The organism is Desulfonatronovibrio magnus (assembly GCF_000934755.1).
Lineage (GTDB): Bacteria > Desulfobacterota > Desulfovibrionia > Desulfovibrionales > Desulfonatronovibrionaceae > Desulfonatronovibrio > Desulfonatronovibrio magnus.
The window spans coordinates 1-19,342 of the sequence record NZ_JYNP01000045.1; the positions used below are offsets into that span (position 1 = coordinate 1).

19 protein-coding genes are annotated in these 19,342 nt (G+C 42.6%); 12 read left to right on the forward strand and 7 right to left on the reverse strand.

The features are described from left to right. Positions 1-872 precede the first annotated feature (872 nt). The 12 genes from LZ23_RS05875 to LZ23_RS22375 all read left to right on the forward strand — a co-directional run bounded on the left by LZ23_RS05875 (position 873) and on the right by LZ23_RS22375 (position 12,062). Positions 873-1,862, forward strand: coding sequence for an NAD-dependent 4,6-dehydratase LegB (locus LZ23_RS05875; RefSeq protein ID WP_045212419.1), 990 nt, complete (start codon positions 873-875; stop codon positions 1,860-1,862). Between the two features lie 364 nt (positions 1,863-2,226). Then, a complete protein-coding gene (locus LZ23_RS05880; protein ID WP_045212500.1) occupies positions 2,227-3,465 on the forward strand; it encodes a LegC family aminotransferase in 1,239 nt (412 codons plus the stop codon). Continuing rightward, entirely contained in the window at positions 3,462-4,142 is a 681-nt protein-coding gene (locus LZ23_RS05885; protein WP_045212502.1) for an acetyltransferase, read from the forward strand. The genes LZ23_RS05880 and LZ23_RS05885 overlap by 4 nt, the downstream gene beginning before the upstream one ends. Continuing rightward, the gene (neuB, locus tag LZ23_RS05890) at positions 4,139-5,143 is read left to right on the forward strand and encodes an N-acetylneuraminate synthase (RefSeq protein ID WP_045212421.1); all 1,005 of its coding nucleotides are present in this window, start codon (positions 4,139-4,141) and stop codon (positions 5,141-5,143) included. Before LZ23_RS05885 ends, neuB begins: the two co-directional genes overlap by 4 nt. Positions 5,144-5,462: 319 nt before the next feature. Continuing rightward, on the forward strand, positions 5,463-5,831 hold the full coding sequence (locus LZ23_RS05895) for a GxxExxY protein (protein ID WP_045212423.1): 369 nt from the start codon (positions 5,463-5,465) through the stop codon (positions 5,829-5,831). Between the two features lie 300 nt (positions 5,832-6,131). Further along, the gene (locus LZ23_RS05900) at positions 6,132-6,368 is read left to right on the forward strand and encodes a RelB antitoxin-like protein (RefSeq protein WP_045212425.1); all 237 of its coding nucleotides are present in this window, start codon (positions 6,132-6,134) and stop codon (positions 6,366-6,368) included. Beyond that, positions 6,358-6,699 carry a type II toxin-antitoxin system RelE/ParE family toxin gene (locus LZ23_RS05905; protein ID WP_045212427.1) on the forward strand — a complete coding sequence of 114 codons (342 nt, stop codon included), beginning with the start codon at positions 6,358-6,360 and terminating at the stop codon, positions 6,697-6,699. The genes LZ23_RS05900 and LZ23_RS05905 overlap by 11 nt, the downstream gene beginning before the upstream one ends. A gap of 140 nt (positions 6,700-6,839) precedes the next feature. Further along, complete coding sequence (gene neuC / locus LZ23_RS05910; protein ID WP_045212429.1) at positions 6,840-8,018, forward strand: UDP-N-acetylglucosamine 2-epimerase; 1,179 nt, start codon at positions 6,840-6,842, stop codon at positions 8,016-8,018. 104 nt (positions 8,019-8,122) lie between these two features. Beyond that, complete coding sequence (locus LZ23_RS05915) at positions 8,123-8,497, forward strand: four helix bundle protein (protein ID WP_198145915.1); 375 nt, start codon at positions 8,123-8,125, stop codon at positions 8,495-8,497. An 83-nt stretch (positions 8,498-8,580) separates the two neighbouring features. Further along, complete coding sequence (locus LZ23_RS05920) at positions 8,581-9,633, forward strand: nucleotidyltransferase family protein (protein WP_045212431.1); 1,053 nt, start codon at positions 8,581-8,583, stop codon at positions 9,631-9,633. A gap of 4 nt (positions 9,634-9,637) precedes the next feature. Next, positions 9,638-10,330: an acylneuraminate cytidylyltransferase family protein gene (locus LZ23_RS05925; RefSeq protein ID WP_045212433.1), complete on the forward strand. Its 693-nt coding sequence runs from the start codon at positions 9,638-9,640 to the stop codon at positions 10,328-10,330. After that, positions 10,323-12,062 (forward strand): TIGR04372 family glycosyltransferase, encoded by a 1,740-nt coding sequence (locus tag LZ23_RS22375; RefSeq protein WP_052507148.1) that lies wholly within the window; start codon positions 10,323-10,325, stop codon positions 12,060-12,062. Before LZ23_RS05925 ends, LZ23_RS22375 begins: the two co-directional genes overlap by 8 nt. Positions 12,063-12,490: 428 nt before the next feature. Here LZ23_RS22375 and LZ23_RS05935 read toward each other — a convergent pair whose 3' ends face one another. The 7 genes from LZ23_RS05935 to LZ23_RS05965 form a co-directional block, all read right to left on the reverse strand. Further along, on the reverse strand, positions 12,491-13,198 hold the full coding sequence (locus LZ23_RS05935; protein WP_045212434.1) for an LbetaH domain-containing protein: 708 nt from the start codon (positions 13,196-13,198) through the stop codon (positions 12,491-12,493). Continuing rightward, positions 13,171-14,259, reverse strand: a complete 1,089-nt coding sequence (locus LZ23_RS05940; RefSeq protein WP_045212436.1) for a DegT/DnrJ/EryC1/StrS aminotransferase family protein — start codon at positions 14,257-14,259, stop codon at positions 13,171-13,173. The genes LZ23_RS05935 and LZ23_RS05940 overlap by 28 nt, the downstream gene beginning before the upstream one ends. A gap of 78 nt (positions 14,260-14,337) precedes the next feature. Further along, positions 14,338-15,552: a class I SAM-dependent methyltransferase gene (locus LZ23_RS05945; protein WP_045212438.1), complete on the reverse strand. Its 1,215-nt coding sequence runs from the start codon at positions 15,550-15,552 to the stop codon at positions 14,338-14,340. Then, positions 15,552-16,076 carry a WbuC family cupin fold metalloprotein gene (locus LZ23_RS05950; RefSeq protein ID WP_045212440.1) on the reverse strand — a complete coding sequence of 175 codons (525 nt, stop codon included), beginning with the start codon at positions 16,074-16,076 and terminating at the stop codon, positions 15,552-15,554. Before LZ23_RS05950 ends, LZ23_RS05945 begins: the two co-directional genes overlap by 1 nt. Beyond that, positions 16,060-17,244: a class I SAM-dependent methyltransferase gene (locus tag LZ23_RS05955; RefSeq protein WP_045212442.1), complete on the reverse strand. Its 1,185-nt coding sequence runs from the start codon at positions 17,242-17,244 to the stop codon at positions 16,060-16,062. The genes LZ23_RS05950 and LZ23_RS05955 overlap by 17 nt, the downstream gene beginning before the upstream one ends. Before the next feature lie 91 nt (positions 17,245-17,335). After that, on the reverse strand, positions 17,336-18,001 hold the full coding sequence (locus LZ23_RS05960) for a class I SAM-dependent methyltransferase (RefSeq protein ID WP_045212443.1): 666 nt from the start codon (positions 17,999-18,001) through the stop codon (positions 17,336-17,338). A gap of 269 nt (positions 18,002-18,270) precedes the next feature. Further along, positions 18,271-19,335, reverse strand: coding sequence for a radical SAM/SPASM domain-containing protein (locus LZ23_RS05965; RefSeq protein WP_045212445.1), 1,065 nt, complete (start codon positions 19,333-19,335; stop codon positions 18,271-18,273). Between the last annotated feature and the right edge of the window lie 7 nt (positions 19,336-19,342).

Here is a 19,342-nt window from a genome sequence, read left to right on the forward strand (position 1 = left end):
AATCTTTTGATCATTAATTGGCCGACTTGCTTCATGATCATTGAATATAGTCAGGATTTCATCATCAGTCCTACGGCGGCCAAAAATATTGAGTGCTGAATAAACAACCCATTTTTACTCAAATCACGTGGCACGTAAAATAAGTAAAAAAAGGGAATGATACCGCCAGATGATGGTGATTGATTTCTGACAACTTCCGGGCAATGGCCTGGTAAGGTCAGAAATTCGCCGAATATCACCCGCATTAACTCATTCCATCTGTTATTCGGCACATCTTTTGCTTAAATACTTCCAAAAGCCTCATATGGGCATTAATTGCATTCCAGAGGCCTGATCATTCAATACAAATAGCTGAAATCATCAATAGTCAAAATGCCGCCCAAGGGTTGTTTCAGAATTTTTACTCACATCACGTATTACGTAAAAGAGGTAAAAAATGGCTTTTTTACCTGAATCACGTGGCACGTAAAATAAGTAAAAAATTGATTTATTGCTAAGGATGTATATGGCCTCGGCGGAAGAGGGAAAGAGATTTTACTGGGCCCGTTTGAGGGATAATTTTTTTTGTTGAAGTCGGGTGAGATTCTAATTGAATTTTATGGGAAGAGTTTTACCGGCCTTGGTGTAATTAAGAGATATTGCCTGGGAACAAGTGATAAATGGTGATCATACCATGGTCTTGTCAGTATGAGCAAAGGATTTTGAATGGGTCATGCCGGGAGTGTGATTATTGACTTCAAACACCGAACCGGTCTTCCATAACGCATTGAGCCTATATCCAAAATAGATTAGATCCTGAATCTCCAGTCACAAAGGATGTAGTTGAACAATGAAGAGATAAGCTATAATGAATAAGGAACCATAAGGGTGTTATGATAGCAGATAAAAAAATACTCGTCACTGGCGCGGACGGTTTTATCGGTTCCCATCTGACTGAACTGCTGGTCAGATCAGGCTATACAGTCAAAGCCTTAAGCCAGTACAATTCCTTCAACAGCTGGGGGTGGCTCGAGGATGTGGACTGCCTGGATAAGATAGAAGTCCTGACCGGGGACGTGCGTGATCCGCATTACTGCAAGCACATCACCAAAGACGTTGACATTATTTTTCATCTGGCCGCGCTCATTGCCATACCCTACTCCTACATCGCCCCGGACAGCTATGTAGACACCAATATCAAGGGCACGTTGAACATCTGCCAGGCGGCCCTGGAAAACGGGTGCAAGAAGATCATTCACACTTCCACCAGCGAGGTGTACGGCACGGCCCAGTATGTGCCCATTGACGAGAACCACCCGCTTCAGCCCCAAAGCCCGTACAGCGCCACCAAGATCGCCGCTGACATGATGGCCATGAGTTTTTACAACGCCTTCAACCTGCCCGTGGTCGTGGCCAGGCCTTTCAACACTTACGGCCCCAGGCAAAGCGCCAGAGCAGTAATTCCTACCATCATCACCCAGATTGCCAGCGGCAAAAAAGAAATTCAGCTTGGCGATGTCACCCCCACACGGGACTTCAACTATGTGACGGATACCTGCCAGGGATTTCTGGAGCTGGCCAGATGTGATCAGGCTGTCGGGCAGGTCGTAAATATCGGCTCAAATTTCGAGATAAGCGTGGGAGACGTGCTGAATCTGATCAAGGAAATCATGGGCAGTGACGTGCGTTTTATTACCGACGAGCAGCGCATCAGGCCGGAAAAATCAGAAGTTTTCAGGCTGTGGTGCGATAACACAAAGATTGAACAATTGACCGGGTTCAGGCCTGCCCATTCCATCAGGCAGGGGCTTGAGAAAACCATAGAATGGATCACAAAGCCGGAAAACCAGGCAAAATACAAGGCTGATATCTACAATGTCTGACATATGCACACAATCTAACATATAACTAAAGAAAAGAGCTTTTTTGACAGGATTAACAGGATTAAGAGCCTGATAAGAAAGAATATTTTTCCTGGCCGGAAGCCAGGACAAAAGGCTATCACTCGCCTTTGGCGATGGCTAATGCAATCTGTGGCTTCCGGCTTGCCTTGTGAAATAGACGAAGTCTAAAGCGAAGCGCATTTCAACTGGGCCGCTGATTGCTTATCCTGCAAATCCTGTTAATCCTGTCAAAGTTTCTTGTTTTTTATGACAGGACTTCAGGAGTCACCCTGAACAAAAAAAGAACCTCTAACTCAGAAAAAATTGCGGCCTAGAAGCGAAATCTTTCTTGAAACTTATAATTATGCGTACAAAAGACAAAGCACTAAGTGATAATATTTGCCAGGCCCTTGCTCAGGTACTTGGAGATGGCTCCAAACCTCTTCATGAGCCCTGCTTCAAGGGAAACGAATGGGAATACCTCAAGGAATGCCTGGACAGTTCATTTGTTTCCTCTGTGGGCAAATTTGTTGACCGCTTTGAAGACATGCTTGCGGAATATACAGGCGCGAAAAGAGCCGTAGCTGTAGTCAATGGCACGGCTGCCCTGCACATGTCACTTCTTTTGGCCGGGGTTAGGCCAGGGGATGAAGTCATTATCCAGCCGTTGACATTCGTAGCCACTTGCAATGCAATTTCCTATCTCGGAGCCACGCCTGTATTTGTTGATATTGACCAGGATATCCTGGGCATGAGTCCGGAAGCTTTGCAAGCCTGGCTGCGGGAAAATGTTGAGCTCAGGGAAGAATCCGATACCTTGCATCCGCATTCTTCACGCTTTCCGCTTTCCGCTTCCCGCTCCCCGAATCAACCACAGCCTTTCAACAAGCAAAGCGGTCGAAGAATATCCGCTATCCTTCCCATGCACACTTTTGGCCATCCCTGCAGGATTGATGAGATCGTAGATATTTGTCATGAGTACAATATCCCTGTAGTGGAAGACGCTGCCGAGTCATTGGGCAGTTTCTATAAAGGAATTCATACTGGCAATTTTGGCAGGCTTGGGGTACTCAGCTTCAACGGCAACAAGACCATCACCACTGGCGGTGGAGGGGCTATCATCACCAATGATGAAGACCTTGCTGATCAGGCCAAGTATTTGACCACCACGGCCAAACGTCCACATAAATGGGAGTACTTTCATGACCGGATTGGATACAATTATCGCCTTCCCAACCTGAACGCGGCACTGGGCTGCGCCCAGATGGAGCAGCTGCCTGAGTTTATCAACAAGAAAAGGGAACTGGCCAGTAAATATGAACAGGCTCTCGAAAGCATTCCCGGCGTTTCATTTTTTAAAGAACCAAAAAATTCCAAAAGCAATTACTGGCTGAACACAATTATACTTGATAAACAAAGCTCGCATTCAAGAGACGATATTCTCGAAAGCACCAACAGGGCAGGATACATGACCAGGCCTGCCTGGACCCTTATGCACAAACTGCCCATGTTTAAAAACTGCGCCAAAGCAGACTTAAGTACAGCAGAGGATTTGGAAACAAGAATCATTAATATCCCCAGCAGTCCTGGATTATGTATATGAGCAAAGAGACAGTTTTGAGCAATAAAGAGATAATATTAATCGGCGCTGGAGGCCACTGTAGCTCCTGTATTGACGTCATTGAGCAGGAAGGCAGGTTCAGGATAGCTGGGATTGTGGACAAATCCGGAGATGCGGAAAGCGGTAAGAGGGAGGCGGGAAGCGCAGAGCACGGTTCAGGCAAGGCTGAAGTGCTGGGATATCCTGTGATAGGCACGGATGATGATCTGCCCGAGCTGCGCAAGAAATTCCAATACGCCCTGGTCACAGTGGGGCAGATCAAGACACCGGATGTGCGCATCAGGCTTTTTGACAGACTGCTGGAGATTGGCTTTGTACTGCCGACGATTGTTTCGCCCCTGGCCTATGTTTCCCCTCACGCCAGAATCGGTCAAGGCACAATTGTCATGCACCACGCCCTGATAAATGCCGGAGCCACAGTGGGCAACAATTGCATCATCAACTCCAAGGCTTTGGTGGAACATGATGCTGTTATTGAAGATCATTGTCATATATCCACTGGTGTAATTGTAAATGGAGAAGCTCGGATTGGCTCGGGCAGTTTTTTAGGTAGCGGCTGCCGGATTAAAGAAGGCATATCCCTGGGTGAAAATTGCCTGGTTGGCATGGGGATCAGTGTCAGAAAGGATCAACCAGGAAACGCTCGGATTTTAACATGAGCATTAAGACAGTAATAATCGCCGAAGCCGGAGTAAATCATAACGGCTCTCTGGATACAGCGAAGCTCTTAATTGATGCAGCAGCTGAGGCAGGCGCTGACATGGTCAAATTTCAGACCTTCAAGGCTGCCAAACTGGTTACCAGAGGTGCTGAAAAAGCTGAGTATCAGCAAAAGGCTACAAGCATAAACCAGAGTCAGTATGAGATGCTGCAAAATCTAGAACTGTCTGCTGAAGATCATAAAGCTTTGATTCGGCTTTGCAAAGACAAGAACATAGCATTTCTATCCACTGCCTTTGACCATGACAGCATCGACCTGCTGGCCGGGCTGGGACAAAACGTCTGGAAAATCCCCTCCGGCGAGATAACCAACCTGCCCTATTTGCGCAGGATAGGTTCTCTGGGCCAAGAAATTATACTGTCTACAGGCATGGCAGATCTGGGCGAGATTGAAGACTCCTTGCAGGTATTGGAAGAAGCCGGTACAAACCGGAAGAACATCACTGTCCTGCACTGTAATACCGAATACCCCACTCCCATGCAGGATGTGAATCTGCGGGCCATGCAGACCATCAAGGCTGCCTTCCCAGGAATCAAAGTAGGCTATTCAGATCACACCCAGGGCATAGAAGTGCCTATAGCTGCTGTAGCCTTAGGCGCGACAGTCATTGAAAAGCATTTCACCCTGGATCGGAACATGGAAGGCCCGGATCACAAGGCCAGCCTGGAACCGAGTGAACTGAAGGCAATGGTTAAAGCCATCAGAAATATTGAGCAGGCCATGGGGGATGGTATAAAGCGGCCCAGTCCCAGCGAAATGAAGAACAAGCCTATTGTCAGAAAGAGCATTGTTGCCGCCTGTTCCATAAAAAAGGGAGAGGTCTTTACCGAAGAGAACCTGACAGTAAAAAGACCTGGAACCGGAATCCCGCCCATGCGCTGGGATGAGGTGATCGGCCAAACCGCCCACAAAGATTACATGGTAGATGATTTAATCTGAAGAAAAGACTACCCACTAATCTGCACTAATCATCACGAATAAGAAGGTTTTTATTGCGAAGCAATAAGATCCGTGTCAATTCGAGAAGATTCGTGGGAGAAAAAGAAAAGGACTGCCCACAAATCAGCATTAATCATCACGAATAAGAAAAGTTTCTTCATCCGCAAAGCGGAATAATTCGTGCAGATTCGTGAAAATTCGTGGGAGAAAAAGAAAAGGACTGCCCACAAATCAGCACGAATCTACACAAATAAAAGAGTTCTTATCCGCGTAGCGAAAAAATTCGTGCAGATTCGTGCAGATTAGTGGGAAAATTCTTATGAAATTCAAGGATGAAGTATATCAAATTATTGGTGTTGCCATGGAGGTATATAATGTCCTTGGCCCCGGATTTCTTGAGCCGATTTACCAGGAAGCCATGGAAATAGAACTGGATGCGAGGGGCATCCCTTATAAAGCACAATCTTTGATCCCGATATTTTACAAGGAAAGAAAGTTAAGTAGGGAGTATATCGCTGACCTTGTCTGTTTTGATGAAATCATCGTAGAACTGAAGGCGGTTGAACGATTGAATAAGACGTTCCAATCCCAATTATTGAATTACCTTCATGGTGCGAGAAAGTCTGTTGGGGTGTTGATCAATTTTGGGCATGAGGATGGGCTTGAGTGGAAGCGGATGATAATATAAGAGAACTACCCACTAATCTGCACAAATAAGAAGAGTTTTTTGCGAAGCAATAAGATTTGTGTCAATTCGAGAAGATTCGTGGGAGAAAAAAAAGAATTGCCCACAAATCTGCACTAATCATCACGAATAAGAAAATTTTCTTCATCCGCAAAGCGGAATAATTCGTGCAGATTCGAGAAAATTCGTGGGAGAAAAAATGAATTGCCCACAAATCAGCATCAAATTACGCTAATGAAGAACGATTCTTTCGCGAGGTGATTAAAATTCCCTTGTAAAATCTTTAGAAAAGGAGTGACCTGAATGAACACTTCAATTGGTGAAAAATACGTTGTCGATGAAAATGGAAAAGCTACTGCGGTTATCCTTCCCATCGAAAGCTTTAAAAAAATACTCAAAATACTTCACAATGCTGATGATCAATCTGAAGATCACGACTTTTATCAGTCGCATGAGTTCAAAAGGTTGGTAAAAAAGGGAACGGAAGATATTAATATGGGCAAAGCCAGTCCATGGAAGGATGTTTGGAATGAACTATGAAGTATATCTTACTCCAACCTCTCAGAAATCCATTAAAAAGTTGGCCAGGAAGTACCCCTCAATAAAAAATGACCTATTGCATACTATTCAGGCTTTAGAGGTGGACCCTACTACTGGAGCCTCTATTCCAGGTTGGAACAACAAAGTCTGGAAGGTCAGAACTGCAAGCACAGATGCAAAGAAAGGAAAAAGTGGAGGCTTTCGTACAATTTACTTTTGGCAAGAAGGCTGCAAAAAGGTATATTTATTATTTACCTACGCAAAAAGTGCCAAGGTAGATGTCAATAGTAAGGAAATCGCCAAGTTTATTGAAGGTTTGTTAGATGAATAAGACCAATTTGGCAGAGTATTCGTGTTTTTTAAATATCCCATCACATTGTGTAACAGAAAAACTGGCTCCGGACCAGCACTAGTGAAAAAATTTTTCGCGTATCGAAACAAATCGTGAAAATTCGTGGGAAAAATTAAATCATGAGAAAAATTTGCGTGTTTACCGGTACACGGGCTGAGTACGGCCTGCTCAAGCCTTTGATGGATGAGATTGTCAAGGATGATTCCTTGCGTCTGCAACTTCTCGTCACCGGCATGCACCTCTCCCCTGAGTTTGGGATGACCTACAGGGTTATTGAAAACGACGGTTTTGTCATAGATGAGAAGGTGGAAATCCTGCTAAGCGCAGATACTCCGGCTGGCATATCCAAGTCCATGGGGCTGGGACTGATCGGCTTTGCCGATGCACTGGCCAGGCTTACGCCGGATATCGCCATAATCCTGGGTGACCGTTTCGAATGTCTGGCCATGGCCTGCGCCTGCCTTAATGCCAGAATTCCTATAGCCCATATCCACGGTGGAGAAATTACCATGGGCGCAGTGGATGAGGCCTTTCGCCATTCCATAACCAAGATGGGCCACCTGCATTTTACCAGTACTGAGGAATATCGCCAAAGAGTTATACAGCTTGGCGAGCATCCGGACCGGGTATTCAATGTCGGAGCCCTCGGAATTGAAAACATCCGTAACTTACCACTACTCAGCAAAGAAGAGCTGGCAGAAGATATTAGGTTTGACTTGGATGTACCGTATTTTCTGGTCACCTTTCACCCGGTAACCCTGGAAAACGCCACTGCCCGGGAACAATTCAGCGCCCTTCTGGCTGCACTTGATGAGTTCAAAACCAGTCAAAGTTCCGACATCAAGCTCATATTCACCAAAGCCAATGCTGATACTGATGGCCGAATAATCAATCAGATGATTGATCAGTATGTGGGAGAAAATTCTGTTAATTCCACAGCGTTCACTTCCATGGGCCAGCTTAGGTACTTAAGTGGTATGAAATATGCTTCAGCAGTTGTAGGCAATTCCTCCAGCGGAATTATCGAAACGCCAAGCTTCAGAGTACCTACAGTAAATATTGGTGACCGGCAAAAAGGCAGGGTAAGGGCTGAGAGCGTGATAGATTGTGAGCCATTAAGAGAACCTATACAAAAGGCTTTGCTCAAGGCTATATCAGCGGAATTTCATGAATCGCTGCAGAATATGATCAACCCCTATGAGCAGGAGGGCACGGCTCGAAATATCTTGGATGTGCTTAATAAAACTGACTTATCAGGTATAATGAAAAAAGAATTTTATGATTTGAGAAGCTGTTGATCTTATTAGCTCATAAGCTCGTAAGCTCGTAAGTTCATGAACTCAACAACTCAACAACTCATCAACTTAACAGCTCATGAGCTAATCATCTAAGGAACCTGCAAATGAATGACACACAAAGCATGTTTGCGTTTGAAGATCTGAAAGTATGGCAGAAAGCGGTAGATTTTGCTGAAGTCGTAATAAAGACAATAGATTCATTTGACGCACCTCGTAAACATTATCGCCTTATAGAACAGCTCGAGAGCGCAGCTACCAGCCCGGCTATGAATATTGCTGAGGGTAAGGGCCGTTATTCTCAGAAGGAATTCGTTCATTTTCTTTACATAGCCAGAGGGTCTCTTTTTGAAACCATTACCTTGCTGATAATACTCCAGCGCCTTGGCTGGATTACTCATAAGGATTTACAAGGAATCAAAGTTTTGGCTGAAGAAATAGCAAAGATGCTGAATTCACTTATTAATTCAATTAAAAATTAGCGAATTAGCTCATAAGCTCATAAACTCATCAGCTCAACAACTCATCAACTTAACAGCTAAAGAGCTCATCAGCTAAAAAATCAATGAACTGGAAAAAAACCCTACTTACATCTGATGCCAATCTGGAGCAGGCCATAAGCAATCTGGATACTTCTGCCTTACAGATAGCCATGGTTGTTGGTCCAGATGGAGCTTTCCAAGGTACAATAACAGATGGCGATATTCGGCGTGGCCTGTTAAATGGTCTTAAGCTCAGTGATTCCATCACCCACGTTGTGAACAGATCTCCCCTGGTAGTGCCGCCTAATCTGGACAGAATAACAGTCCTGAAAATGATGCAGGTCAACACTGTCCGCCAACTGCCTATTATTGATGAAAATCGCAAGCCTGTAGGTCTGCACCTGCTTAATGAACTGATGAAGCCGGCTTCCAGAAGCAACTTTATGGTCATCATGGCAGGAGGACAAGGTGCCAGGCTTCGCCCCCACACTGAAAATTGCCCCAAACCACTTTTGCCGGTAGACGGCAAACCCATGCTTGAACATATTATCCTTCGGGCGCTTTCTCAAGGATATAAAAATTTTGTCATTACTACCCATTACCTTGGCCATATGATTGAAGAATATTTTGGCAGCGGAAAAGACCTTGGCATAAACATTGAGTATCTGCGCGAGGACACTCCCTTGGGCACAGCTGGTGCTTTGAGCCTTTTGAAGCCCAGGCCTCAGGAGTGTTTTGTGGTTTCCAATGGTGATGTCTTGACAGATATTGACTACGGAGAACTGCTCGAATTTCATCAGCGTCAAAACGCAGCCGCAACCATGGCCGTGCGCCTGCACGAATGGCAAAATCCATTCGGGGTTGTGCATACCAATGGCTTTGATATAACTGGTTTTGAGGAAAAACCCACTGTCAGCTCCAGAGTAAATGCCGGCATATATGTCCTTGAGCCGGAAATACTGGATCTTTTGGAATCAGATCAGCACTGCGATATGCCGCATTTATTCCTGCAGGCGCAGGAGCAAGGCAAGCGATGCGTTGTTTTTCCCATGCATGAGCCATGGCTGGATGTGGGCAGGCCTGATGACCTGGAAAAGGCAAGCGCTGCTCGATTAAACCTGAAACATTCAGGTTAAATTCATGATCCAAGGTAAAAAAATACTCTCTGTCATTCCGGCCAGGGGTGGATCCAAGGGAGTTCCAGGGAAGAATATCAGGCTGCTGGCAGGAAAACCCCTTATTGCCTGGACAATTGAAGAAGCAAAAAAATCAAAATACATCGATCGACTGGTTCTTTCATCAGAAGATCAAGAAATTATCAGCATAGCCAAGTCTTTTGGGTGCGATGTGCCGTTTGTCAGACCCACAGATCTCGCTGCAGATGAAACCCCGGGGGTTGATCCTATCATACATGCTCTGCAGAAGCTTCCAGGATATGATATAGTGGTGATGCTTCAGCCTACATCACCACTTCGTAAAGTGGAAGATATTGATGAATGCCTCGAATTTTTCATTAAACAAAAAGCATTTGTCTGCGTTTCAGTATCAGAAGTAAAAAAAACCCCCTACTGGATGTTTTCCATGGATAATAATTACCATATACATAAACTTATGGATAATAAGGATATTATTTCAAGAAGACAAAATTTGCCCAAGGCTTATATGCCTAATGGAGCTTTATTCGTTGCTGAGGCAGATTATCTGCAGCAGAACAGATCTTTTTATACATCAGATACACTTGGCTACTTAATGCCACAGGATAGATCCCAGGATATTGACAGCGAAATGGACTTATTTTGCACAGAATGCTTTATGGGGAAAAACAATGAGTAATCTGTCTTCTTCTAATAATTTACAATCATTAAACTTGTATGGCAGGCCAGCTAAAGAAAATCTATCAATTGCACTACAGGGTTTAGAAGACTCATCTTCTGAGGAAAAAATATGGAAGGCCGGAGTTATAGCCTTATGCGGTAAGGAAAAACTTGCGAGTTCAATTATTGAGAATACTCTTGAATCCAGCTCAAGTCTCCCAGAAAATTACAAAATCGCATACAGGAAGTGGAAAGGGCAGTCCAATGGTTTGTCACATTGGCCCATAAGTTATTTTCAGCTTTATCATGGGATAAAGCCAACAAAATCAGCATTGCCCCCCCGGAAAGCCTGTATAGACTGGAATTCAAGCTCCAAAGAAAATCTGATCATTAAAATTACCTGTCCCCAATGTAAAAAACAATTCCCAATAAGTGCCCAAAGCGACTTTTCACAACAGGATTCTATAGCCTGCCTTACCTGCTTTCAAGTGGTCAAGTATAATAAAAAAGCAGCCGTCCAAACTGTTAGAGAGCATTTCCTGAATGATTTTCGAAATGTCGAAAAAGTTTTTGCGCAGCGCAATCCCAATGCTAACAAACTCTTGGTTGATATAATTGCCAAAGCAGTGTTGCTGGAAAACTTCACTCCGGTCAGATTCGTTAAATTACGTACTGATAGAATAGGTCATTTATGTTTAAATACAGAAATTATGATTCAGGAACATAAATATTTATTCAATAAAAATAATGCAATTTTCATCTGTTTTACAGATCAAAAAATTTGCAATAAGTTTATGCTTGAAATGTGGACCCGGGTTTTAAATTTTTCCCCTCTTGCCCAGGTATGCTTTTCTTTTTGTAAGAAATCACAAGCCTTGGGAGAATTAGCCTTAGATATTACTACAAGTAATGATCCGAGGAATAACAGAGGTAAAGATCTTCACGGTCTGTTAGCAAAAACTCCACCTACCCTTGAGTTTACCAAAGTAGATCATGAGCGGGCCAAGCCTCACCTGGAAAAAATGGGAATTCCACCCGGTGAGCCTTATGTCTGCTTCCTGGGACGCGATTCAGCATATTTAAAAAAACAAATTCCTGACTTAGACTGCAGCTACCACGACTACCGCAACATGCCCATTCATGACTACCTGCCAGCCATGCACGCCCTGGCGGATATGGGAATCTACTGCCTGCGCATGGGGCATATTGTGGAAGAACGACTGGACGGGGGAAGGCCAGAGATTATTGATTATGCTTCGAATTTTCGAGATGAATTTATGGATGTTTATTTGTCTGCGAATTGTGAGATGTTTGTGTCTGTAAGCTCGGGGATAGATGCTATCCCGGTTATTTTCAATAAGCCAGTCTGTTATATCAACTTGATCCCAGCAGGGTATATCCCTTGGGGCATAAAATACTTTTGCATACACAAAAAATGTCGCCTGTCCAATGGCCATAATTATCTGACCTATAAAGAACAGTTAGAAACAGGTGCCGCATGGTTTACTCGAAGTGTGCAGTATAAGCATGCTGGAATAGATATTGTCAACAACACTCAAGAGGAAATCAAATACGCAGTACTGGAGGCGTGGAAACGAGCTAAAGGCGAATGGAAGGATACCCCGGAAGAAGCAAATCTGCACGACATGATGCTGTCATTATTTAAAAAATATGACAAGTTCGGCTATAAGGCATTCAACTCCCGCATAGGAACGGAATTTCTTAAAGCTAATTCATATTTGCTGGATTAGATTTATACAAAAGGCAGATGGAGTGGGACAACGGATAGGCTATCTACAAGTTAAGGATGCAAAAATGTTATAACACTAAATTGGCTTTTCGAGGTTTGATGTGGAAATGAAGTAACATTCTGGCAAGGTGCGCAACCTCGGTTCGGAGCTCTCGCCGGAGGAAGCCCCATCCGTCCCCACAATAGTCAACGTCGAAGAACAATTTGTACTTGTTGTGGGTAATACACTTAAAAGCAATTATTTATTGTGAATCCTGATGAATTAAACTAATTTCCTGTATACCTCTCACACACCATCCTGGAACCATAAATTGTTAGGCAAGAGTTTCCCATGGTAGATACGGAATATCAACAACACCTACAAAAAAACTATCCTAATTTTGTAGTGACGGCGGCTTCAATGCCTGTCTGCCTAGCGTGAGCAAAAATTTAAGCTTTTATTAATTTTGCTGGAACTCCGACAAACATGCTGTCTCTCTCGCTAATATTATTTATGACAGCAGCTCCAGCTCCAATAATATTATTTTCTTCAACAGTTATCCTATTTATTATTGTGCAATTTGTGTGAAGTGTTGAAAAACTTTTTACATGAGAATTTCCTGCAATTGTTGATTTTGGACCAATTGTTACATAGCTCTCTATAACTGTATGGTGTTCAACGTGAGATCCTGCTCGCATATGAACACAATTATTAATTTCAGCGCGATAGCCAATGTAACACAAAGGTTCTATAATAACTCCTGATCCGATTATTGCTTCATGCATAACTACTGCTCTTGGGTGTATACAGCTTATAATGCTAATTTCTTTGAATAAACACAAATATTCAAATATACTTTTTCTTTTATGATTATCTGAAATAGCTATCAATACATTGTGTATATTATTAGTTATAATGAAGGGTGCAAAGTCACTTTTATTAATCAATTTTTTATTTTTATATGAATTGGATTTTGGAACATCAAATTGACTTGCCGGACGTTTCTTCGCAGTGACTGGATCAATGTTTAGAGGGGTATCTGAAGGATTAATATATAGAACAATATCATATCCAAGAGATTCTTCAACCCAACCTGATACCTGACCAGCAAGTCCTTCTTCAAAACCAATTACTGCGAGCTTGTTGTTTTTATGCATTTTAAAACCATCTCAATATTGTCATCTTGTTGGGACGGACCTGAAGGAAGATATATGCCATTGTTTGAAAAATTTTTCGAATTTTTAAATTTTGAATGACTTGTGTTGAAATAATGAGCAGTGTTGATGTCTGGATAAAATGGACGGGTCTCAATGCCTTGTTTATCAAGCTTCTTGATCCAAAATTGTCGGTCGTTGACAAGGAATTCGTTGTAGACTGGTATTTCACCAGCATCAATATTTACAGGAATGATCTGAAAACAACTTCTTTTCAAACCTTCTTCATACATGGCATAAATAGTAAGCAGCCGCTCAATTTTTTCTGGCAATCGCTTCAATTGTTCAATACCGATGGAAGCAAGCACATCAGTAAAACGGAAGTTGAATCCGGGCATAGTCCACTGATTAGGGGCCGTTACGTTTTCAACGCCATGGGTCCGAATGGCACGCAGCCTTTGCGCTATATCCGGGTTCTGGGTTACGCAAAAACCTCCCTGGCCCGTCGCGATTGTTTTGGCCACCGAAAGCGAAAAACATCCAATATCCGACTGTGTTCCCAGGTACCCATCTCCATTTCGTGAGCCAAAGGCCTGGGCCGCGTCCTCGACAACATGCAATTGATGTTTGCGTGCGATAGTCTGAATGTGTTGCATGTCAGCGGAACGCCCGTTCATATGTACGGGGATGATCGCTTTTGTTCGGCTCGTAATGGCATTTTCGATCAATGACGTATCCATTATCGGGCGATGAGGCTCGACATCGACAAGAACGACCTTTGCACCCAAAAGATGTACAGCATGCGCAGTAGCGATCCATGTCCTGTTGGGAAGAATGACTTCATCTCCAACAGTTATGCCGAGGCCCATCAAGGCCATGAGCAGTGCTGCACTGCCACTGGATGTGGCTATAACGTGTTTGACTTCGAGAGCTCTTCCAAGCTGATTTTCAAACTCAACTGTGATCGGTCCCTGGCTTACGCATTCCCTGCGCATGGATGCAGCGACATGCTCAATTTCTTCCTCACCGAAAGTGGTCCTCCACCATGGAATACGGTTAATCATGCAGGTGTTGTCCAGTGGCGTAAAAGATAATTAAAAATTTTCGTGAGATGTAATAAAAATAGATTAACCTGATTACATTTAATTAACAACATGAACATCCGGCAATGGAACAAAAATTTTGCAATTATAATTCTTTATTTTTGGTATAATTGCGTTCTTGAATCGCCAAGCAAGGACAACTACGCTATCTGGAGGTTCGCTGTCTAAAACCGCAGGCGAGTGCACAGGTATGTGGTAGCCGGGACTGAAGGTGTCGATTTTGCCGGGATTGTCATCGACAAGATATTTTAAAACATTGTTCAGCTCGAAGTGACTTATAAGTGTCGTTGATGTTGCTGATGCTCCATAACCAGCAATAATTTGATCGGGATAGCGAGAAATAGTTTCCAGGAACTTTTCTTTTGTTGTGTTTATCTGTTGCTGATAAACATTGAATGTATCGAGTGACAAATTGAATTTAAGTTCATTGTTCACTGCTATTCTTACAGATTGATCTATTGAGCGTTTAGAACTGTTTTTAGCCCAATAATATCTTAGTGAACCTCCTTTTGTAGAGATATTTTCGACTTTAATTAACTTAAGATCAAATGTTTCAAAAAATTGAATTAATGGCAAAAGAGACAAATAAGATAAATGCTCATGATATATAAAATCAAAAACCATATTGTTAATCATATCGATCAAGTATGAGGATTCAATAATTAGAACACCATCATCACCCATAAGGTGTACTATAGCGTCAACAAAATCCTGAAGATTGTCAACATTTGCGAATAGATTGTTGATTGTAATCACATCAGCTTTTCCATACTCATGGACAATTCTTCTTGATAAACGCATATCAAAAAAATCTGGTAATGTGTAAATTCCATTGCTGGTTGCCTGCTTAGCAGTGTGCAATGATGGCTCAACACCCAAAACTTCATGTCTAAACTCCTTGAAATATTTAAGCAATGTGCCATCATTACTGCCAATATCCACAAAAAATGAATTGTGTGGCAAATCTAATGAGTTGACAACTTCGTTAGCGTATTGCTTGAAGTGACTTGATAGGCCTAGTGAACTGGTTGTAGTGTAGATATAATCACGATAAATAATTTCAGGATCAACTACAGTAGATAATTGTACAAAATTGCAAGCGTTGCAAAGCAATAAATCAAGCGGGTAAAAAAATTGTGGCTTGGGTTTCGGAATATATGCATCACATAATGGACTATGATTGAGATGCAAGGCCAAGCTCAAATCCTTACTGCCACACAACCTGCATTCTGTTTTGATATAATAAGTATCCATCAAGAGAACCTCATAATTTTTTTTAAAAATTTCTCGATTTCGACATGATTGCTTTCATCTGGTGCCCATGGGGCAAACATTGTATCGCTTTTGGCAAATGGTCCTTGAGTGATTTCGAGAAATACAAGCCAATCTGAAAGGATTATTATGGAATGATAGGCAGAATTTCTGTTACTTATGTAAAAGCAATGACGTGATGAGTAGCCAGCCATTTTCTCTACAGAGACAACATTACCATGGTCATCAAAAGTATAATAATCAACTAATCCATCCAGAACAAGCATGGACTCGGATTTCTCAATGTGCTTGTGTGGCCGCACGTACATTCCTTTTGAATGAACAATGACCATCTCATGAACCGTTTCGTCGATTGATTCATGCACGCAATACCTTGATCTTTTTTGCTCATTGTCATCGGCTTTTGAAATCAAGATATCAATATCAAGCTTGGATATTTTACTACTTGAACTTTGTGCATGATAAACCTCTGAAGACTGATTGTTTGAGCTAACCAGCTCTATCATAGACCATCCTTTTCCAAAAACCTGGAATATTTTTACTTGGCGGAAGAATAGAACAGTACTCGTGTATTAAATGTGACTTGTTTTGTAAAAGTTTATATTCGTTTTCTGTATTGACGCCAAACATATAAAAATAATCTGAATCTGGGAGATTATCTGAAGGCATAATGGGCAAGCCAGAACCAGGTATAAACAAATTTTGCTTTTCTTGCTGGTCGTCAACAAACGAATAAACATATTTGCTAATTTCTGTAAAGTTGACAAAATTTGCAGAACGAGCACCGCAGCCATAAACTACAATTGGTTTATTTTTTGCCGAAACAAACTCATGCAAACTGTCTTTGAATACTGGCCAATTATTTTTATACAAGAAGCACTTGTCACGATCATAATTTTTGAAAATTGTTTTAGAAGATTTTCTTTTCTCACAATACAATATTAAAGCACGTCCAGAAAACAAAGTAATCTCATGATGAATTATTGAAAAAGAATGTTTTTTTAATAATTGGTTAATAGTGCTCAATGTAAAATAGTTGATATGCTCTTCCCATAAAGCATAGTCCAGTAAATCCAGATTCCATTCGCTGTCTGGAATTTCAATTACGAACAAACCATCATCTTTCAAAATATATTCAACGCCTTCAAGAAATGAATCCAAATCAAAAATGTGCTCCAAAACCTGCCTGGTGGTTATGAGATCAAACATTTTGTTTTTTAAGCATTTACTTGCAAAAGAAAAGTCAAAAAAATTATTATAGACAGTGAATTTTTTATCAACAGCCTTGGAGTAAGAATCTTTTGTAGGTTCAACTCCAAAAACGTTAACATAGCCTCTGTTTTTTAAAAAATCTAAAAACGATCCATCATTACATCCAATATCAAGGATTTTAGAATTTTCATTGATTCCAGAAATCATCTCAATGACATCTACCAGCCTTGGCACGTGTGGTTGATTCTTCCAACTACTTATAGTGAAATAATTTTCATACAATATAGCTGGGTCAATTGGATTTTTAATGTATATAAAACCACAAGTTTCACATGAATTGAGAACAAAATCATGCCTGCTATAGTTTTCATCTTTGGCCTTGAGATAATGGTGAACAATTGGCTGCTTACCAAAGTCAATAATCGTGTCATGGTGTTTCCTACCACAAAGTCTGCAGTTCATTTGCTAATATCCTAAAGCATACCTTAATTTGCAACAAAAAAATAAAAAATTTTGTGGCCTTAATTGTCTGAGGCAGCGCAAAGCTGACTTCCTATTCAAAATAAATAAATTCATAATCGCCTTTATAGCCAAAATATTCATACAGCCATATCCACTCCGCAACATCAAAAAAGCTCTCGCAAGTTAATGCCCAGCACTGAAGATTGAACAACTCCTGTTCGTTGCGGTAGCTTTCCAGCATTATATATCCTTGCCTGCCTACACGTTCAATTTCAGCGAGGGCTGACTTTACTTCAAACAGGCGCAGATTATGCAGCGTTCCCAGTGAAATGACCAGATCAAACTCATTATCTCCAAAAGGATATGGGTCATGGGCCTGATATTGAAACAAATGGGGCCGGACCTCTTCCTTGGCATTTTCCAGGCCGTAACTGGAGATATCAAATCCCCGGATAATCAGATCCGGCTGCAGAAGCATCAGTTCATAAAGCAGATATCCCTTGCCGCAGCCAACATCAAGCACCTTTGCTCCAGGACCCAACCTGTAAGTCTGGATCAAGGCCTGGGCCACAGGCTTCCAGCGCCCTGGAATATAGCGGTAGCCTCCATATCCATGGCGTCGGTCCCCGTCCCAGTAGTCCTTGCAATACTGCTTGGCCACGTTCATGCAATGGACTTTGTCGTCATTCATCCGGGCCAGGTAATCGCGCTGGGTGGCCTGATGCAGGGGATTTACAAAATTTCTAAGTTGTCCCATAAAGTGCTTCCTTGTGCTGTATATTCAAAGCTGAAAGCTTGAAGCTCAAAGCTCAGAGTAAAAAAAGCTCGAAGCTGAAAGCTCAAGGCTCATAGTTCGTGGCTGAAAGCTGTCAGCTGAAATTTCAAATTTCAAAGCTCAAAGCTAAAAGCTCAAAGCTAAAAGCTAAAAGCTGAAAACTAAGAGTTGAAAGCAAAGATAAAGAGTTTAAATAAATTAATACAAGATGTTGCCAGGGTATTTTCAGAGGACTTCTGACTGGCAAGTATCTATACAAAAAGTCCATGCTCCTGGTCCAGGGATAAGTATTCATGTATTGCAATGTTTTTGGGGTGGCTGACGCAATGATGGCCACAATGGATCATGGGGTTAAAGTTGTTTAAAAACTTTTTGTTATGATCTGAAAACCAGAAATCCTTGAAGGTTTGCCCAATAATGGATCCCGTCCTTCCGGTCTGGGTATATGCCTTATCCTGGCAGGTATACACGTTCTGGTCCGCGCCGATAACCGTCAGGTAGCGCAGAAAAGGGCAAAAGGAATAATTCTTCTCAAAACGCTCTTCCAGATCATGGTAGTGGTTGAGAATGGTAAAACCTTCATCCGCCAGGGCATGGGCCGATTCTATCTGTGAAGCCACCTCGTCCTTGATTTCCCTGTGATACGCATTGTTGCCGGCGGCGTCATTGCTCATCACCGCCCCTGACAGTTTGACGTGGTTTACCCCGCACTGCTTCAATTTTTTGCATATTTCAGCAACATATAAAAAGTTTTTATGGGTAATGATGAAACTGACCCCCAGCACGCACCTGGTATCGCGGGCTGTAAAAGCCCTGATCTGCTCCAGTATGCGGGTAAACTCACCGTGCGCGGCGCCCCGGCTTTCAGTATGGCTGTCATCATCCCATGCATCCAGAGATAACCGAATCCATGTCCCGTGCCTGGCAAATACATCAGCCATGCGGCCTTTCAGGTTGGTGCCGTTGGTCAGGGCTGCAACACGCACATTGCCCGCGGCCAGGACTTCAATCACCTCAGGCAGGCTCTTGTACAGCAAAGGTTCTCCGCCACCGGAAAAAGTAACAGCCCTGACACCCATATCCACAAACTCATGGGCCAGAGCCATCATTTTTTCAGGTGGTATGGAGTCCTGGACGTTCATCTGCTCCCCAAGGGTCATGTGATCAGCCCTGTACGCGCAGAACCAGCAGTGATGGTTGCAGCGGTTTGTGGGCTTGACCCGGATATGCACGGGAGCCAGTATCCTGCCATCGATCATTGACCTGAGATGCTCTGTGAACTGCAAAAATTTTAAAGCGCTGTAGTATGTGGCCATAAATTGT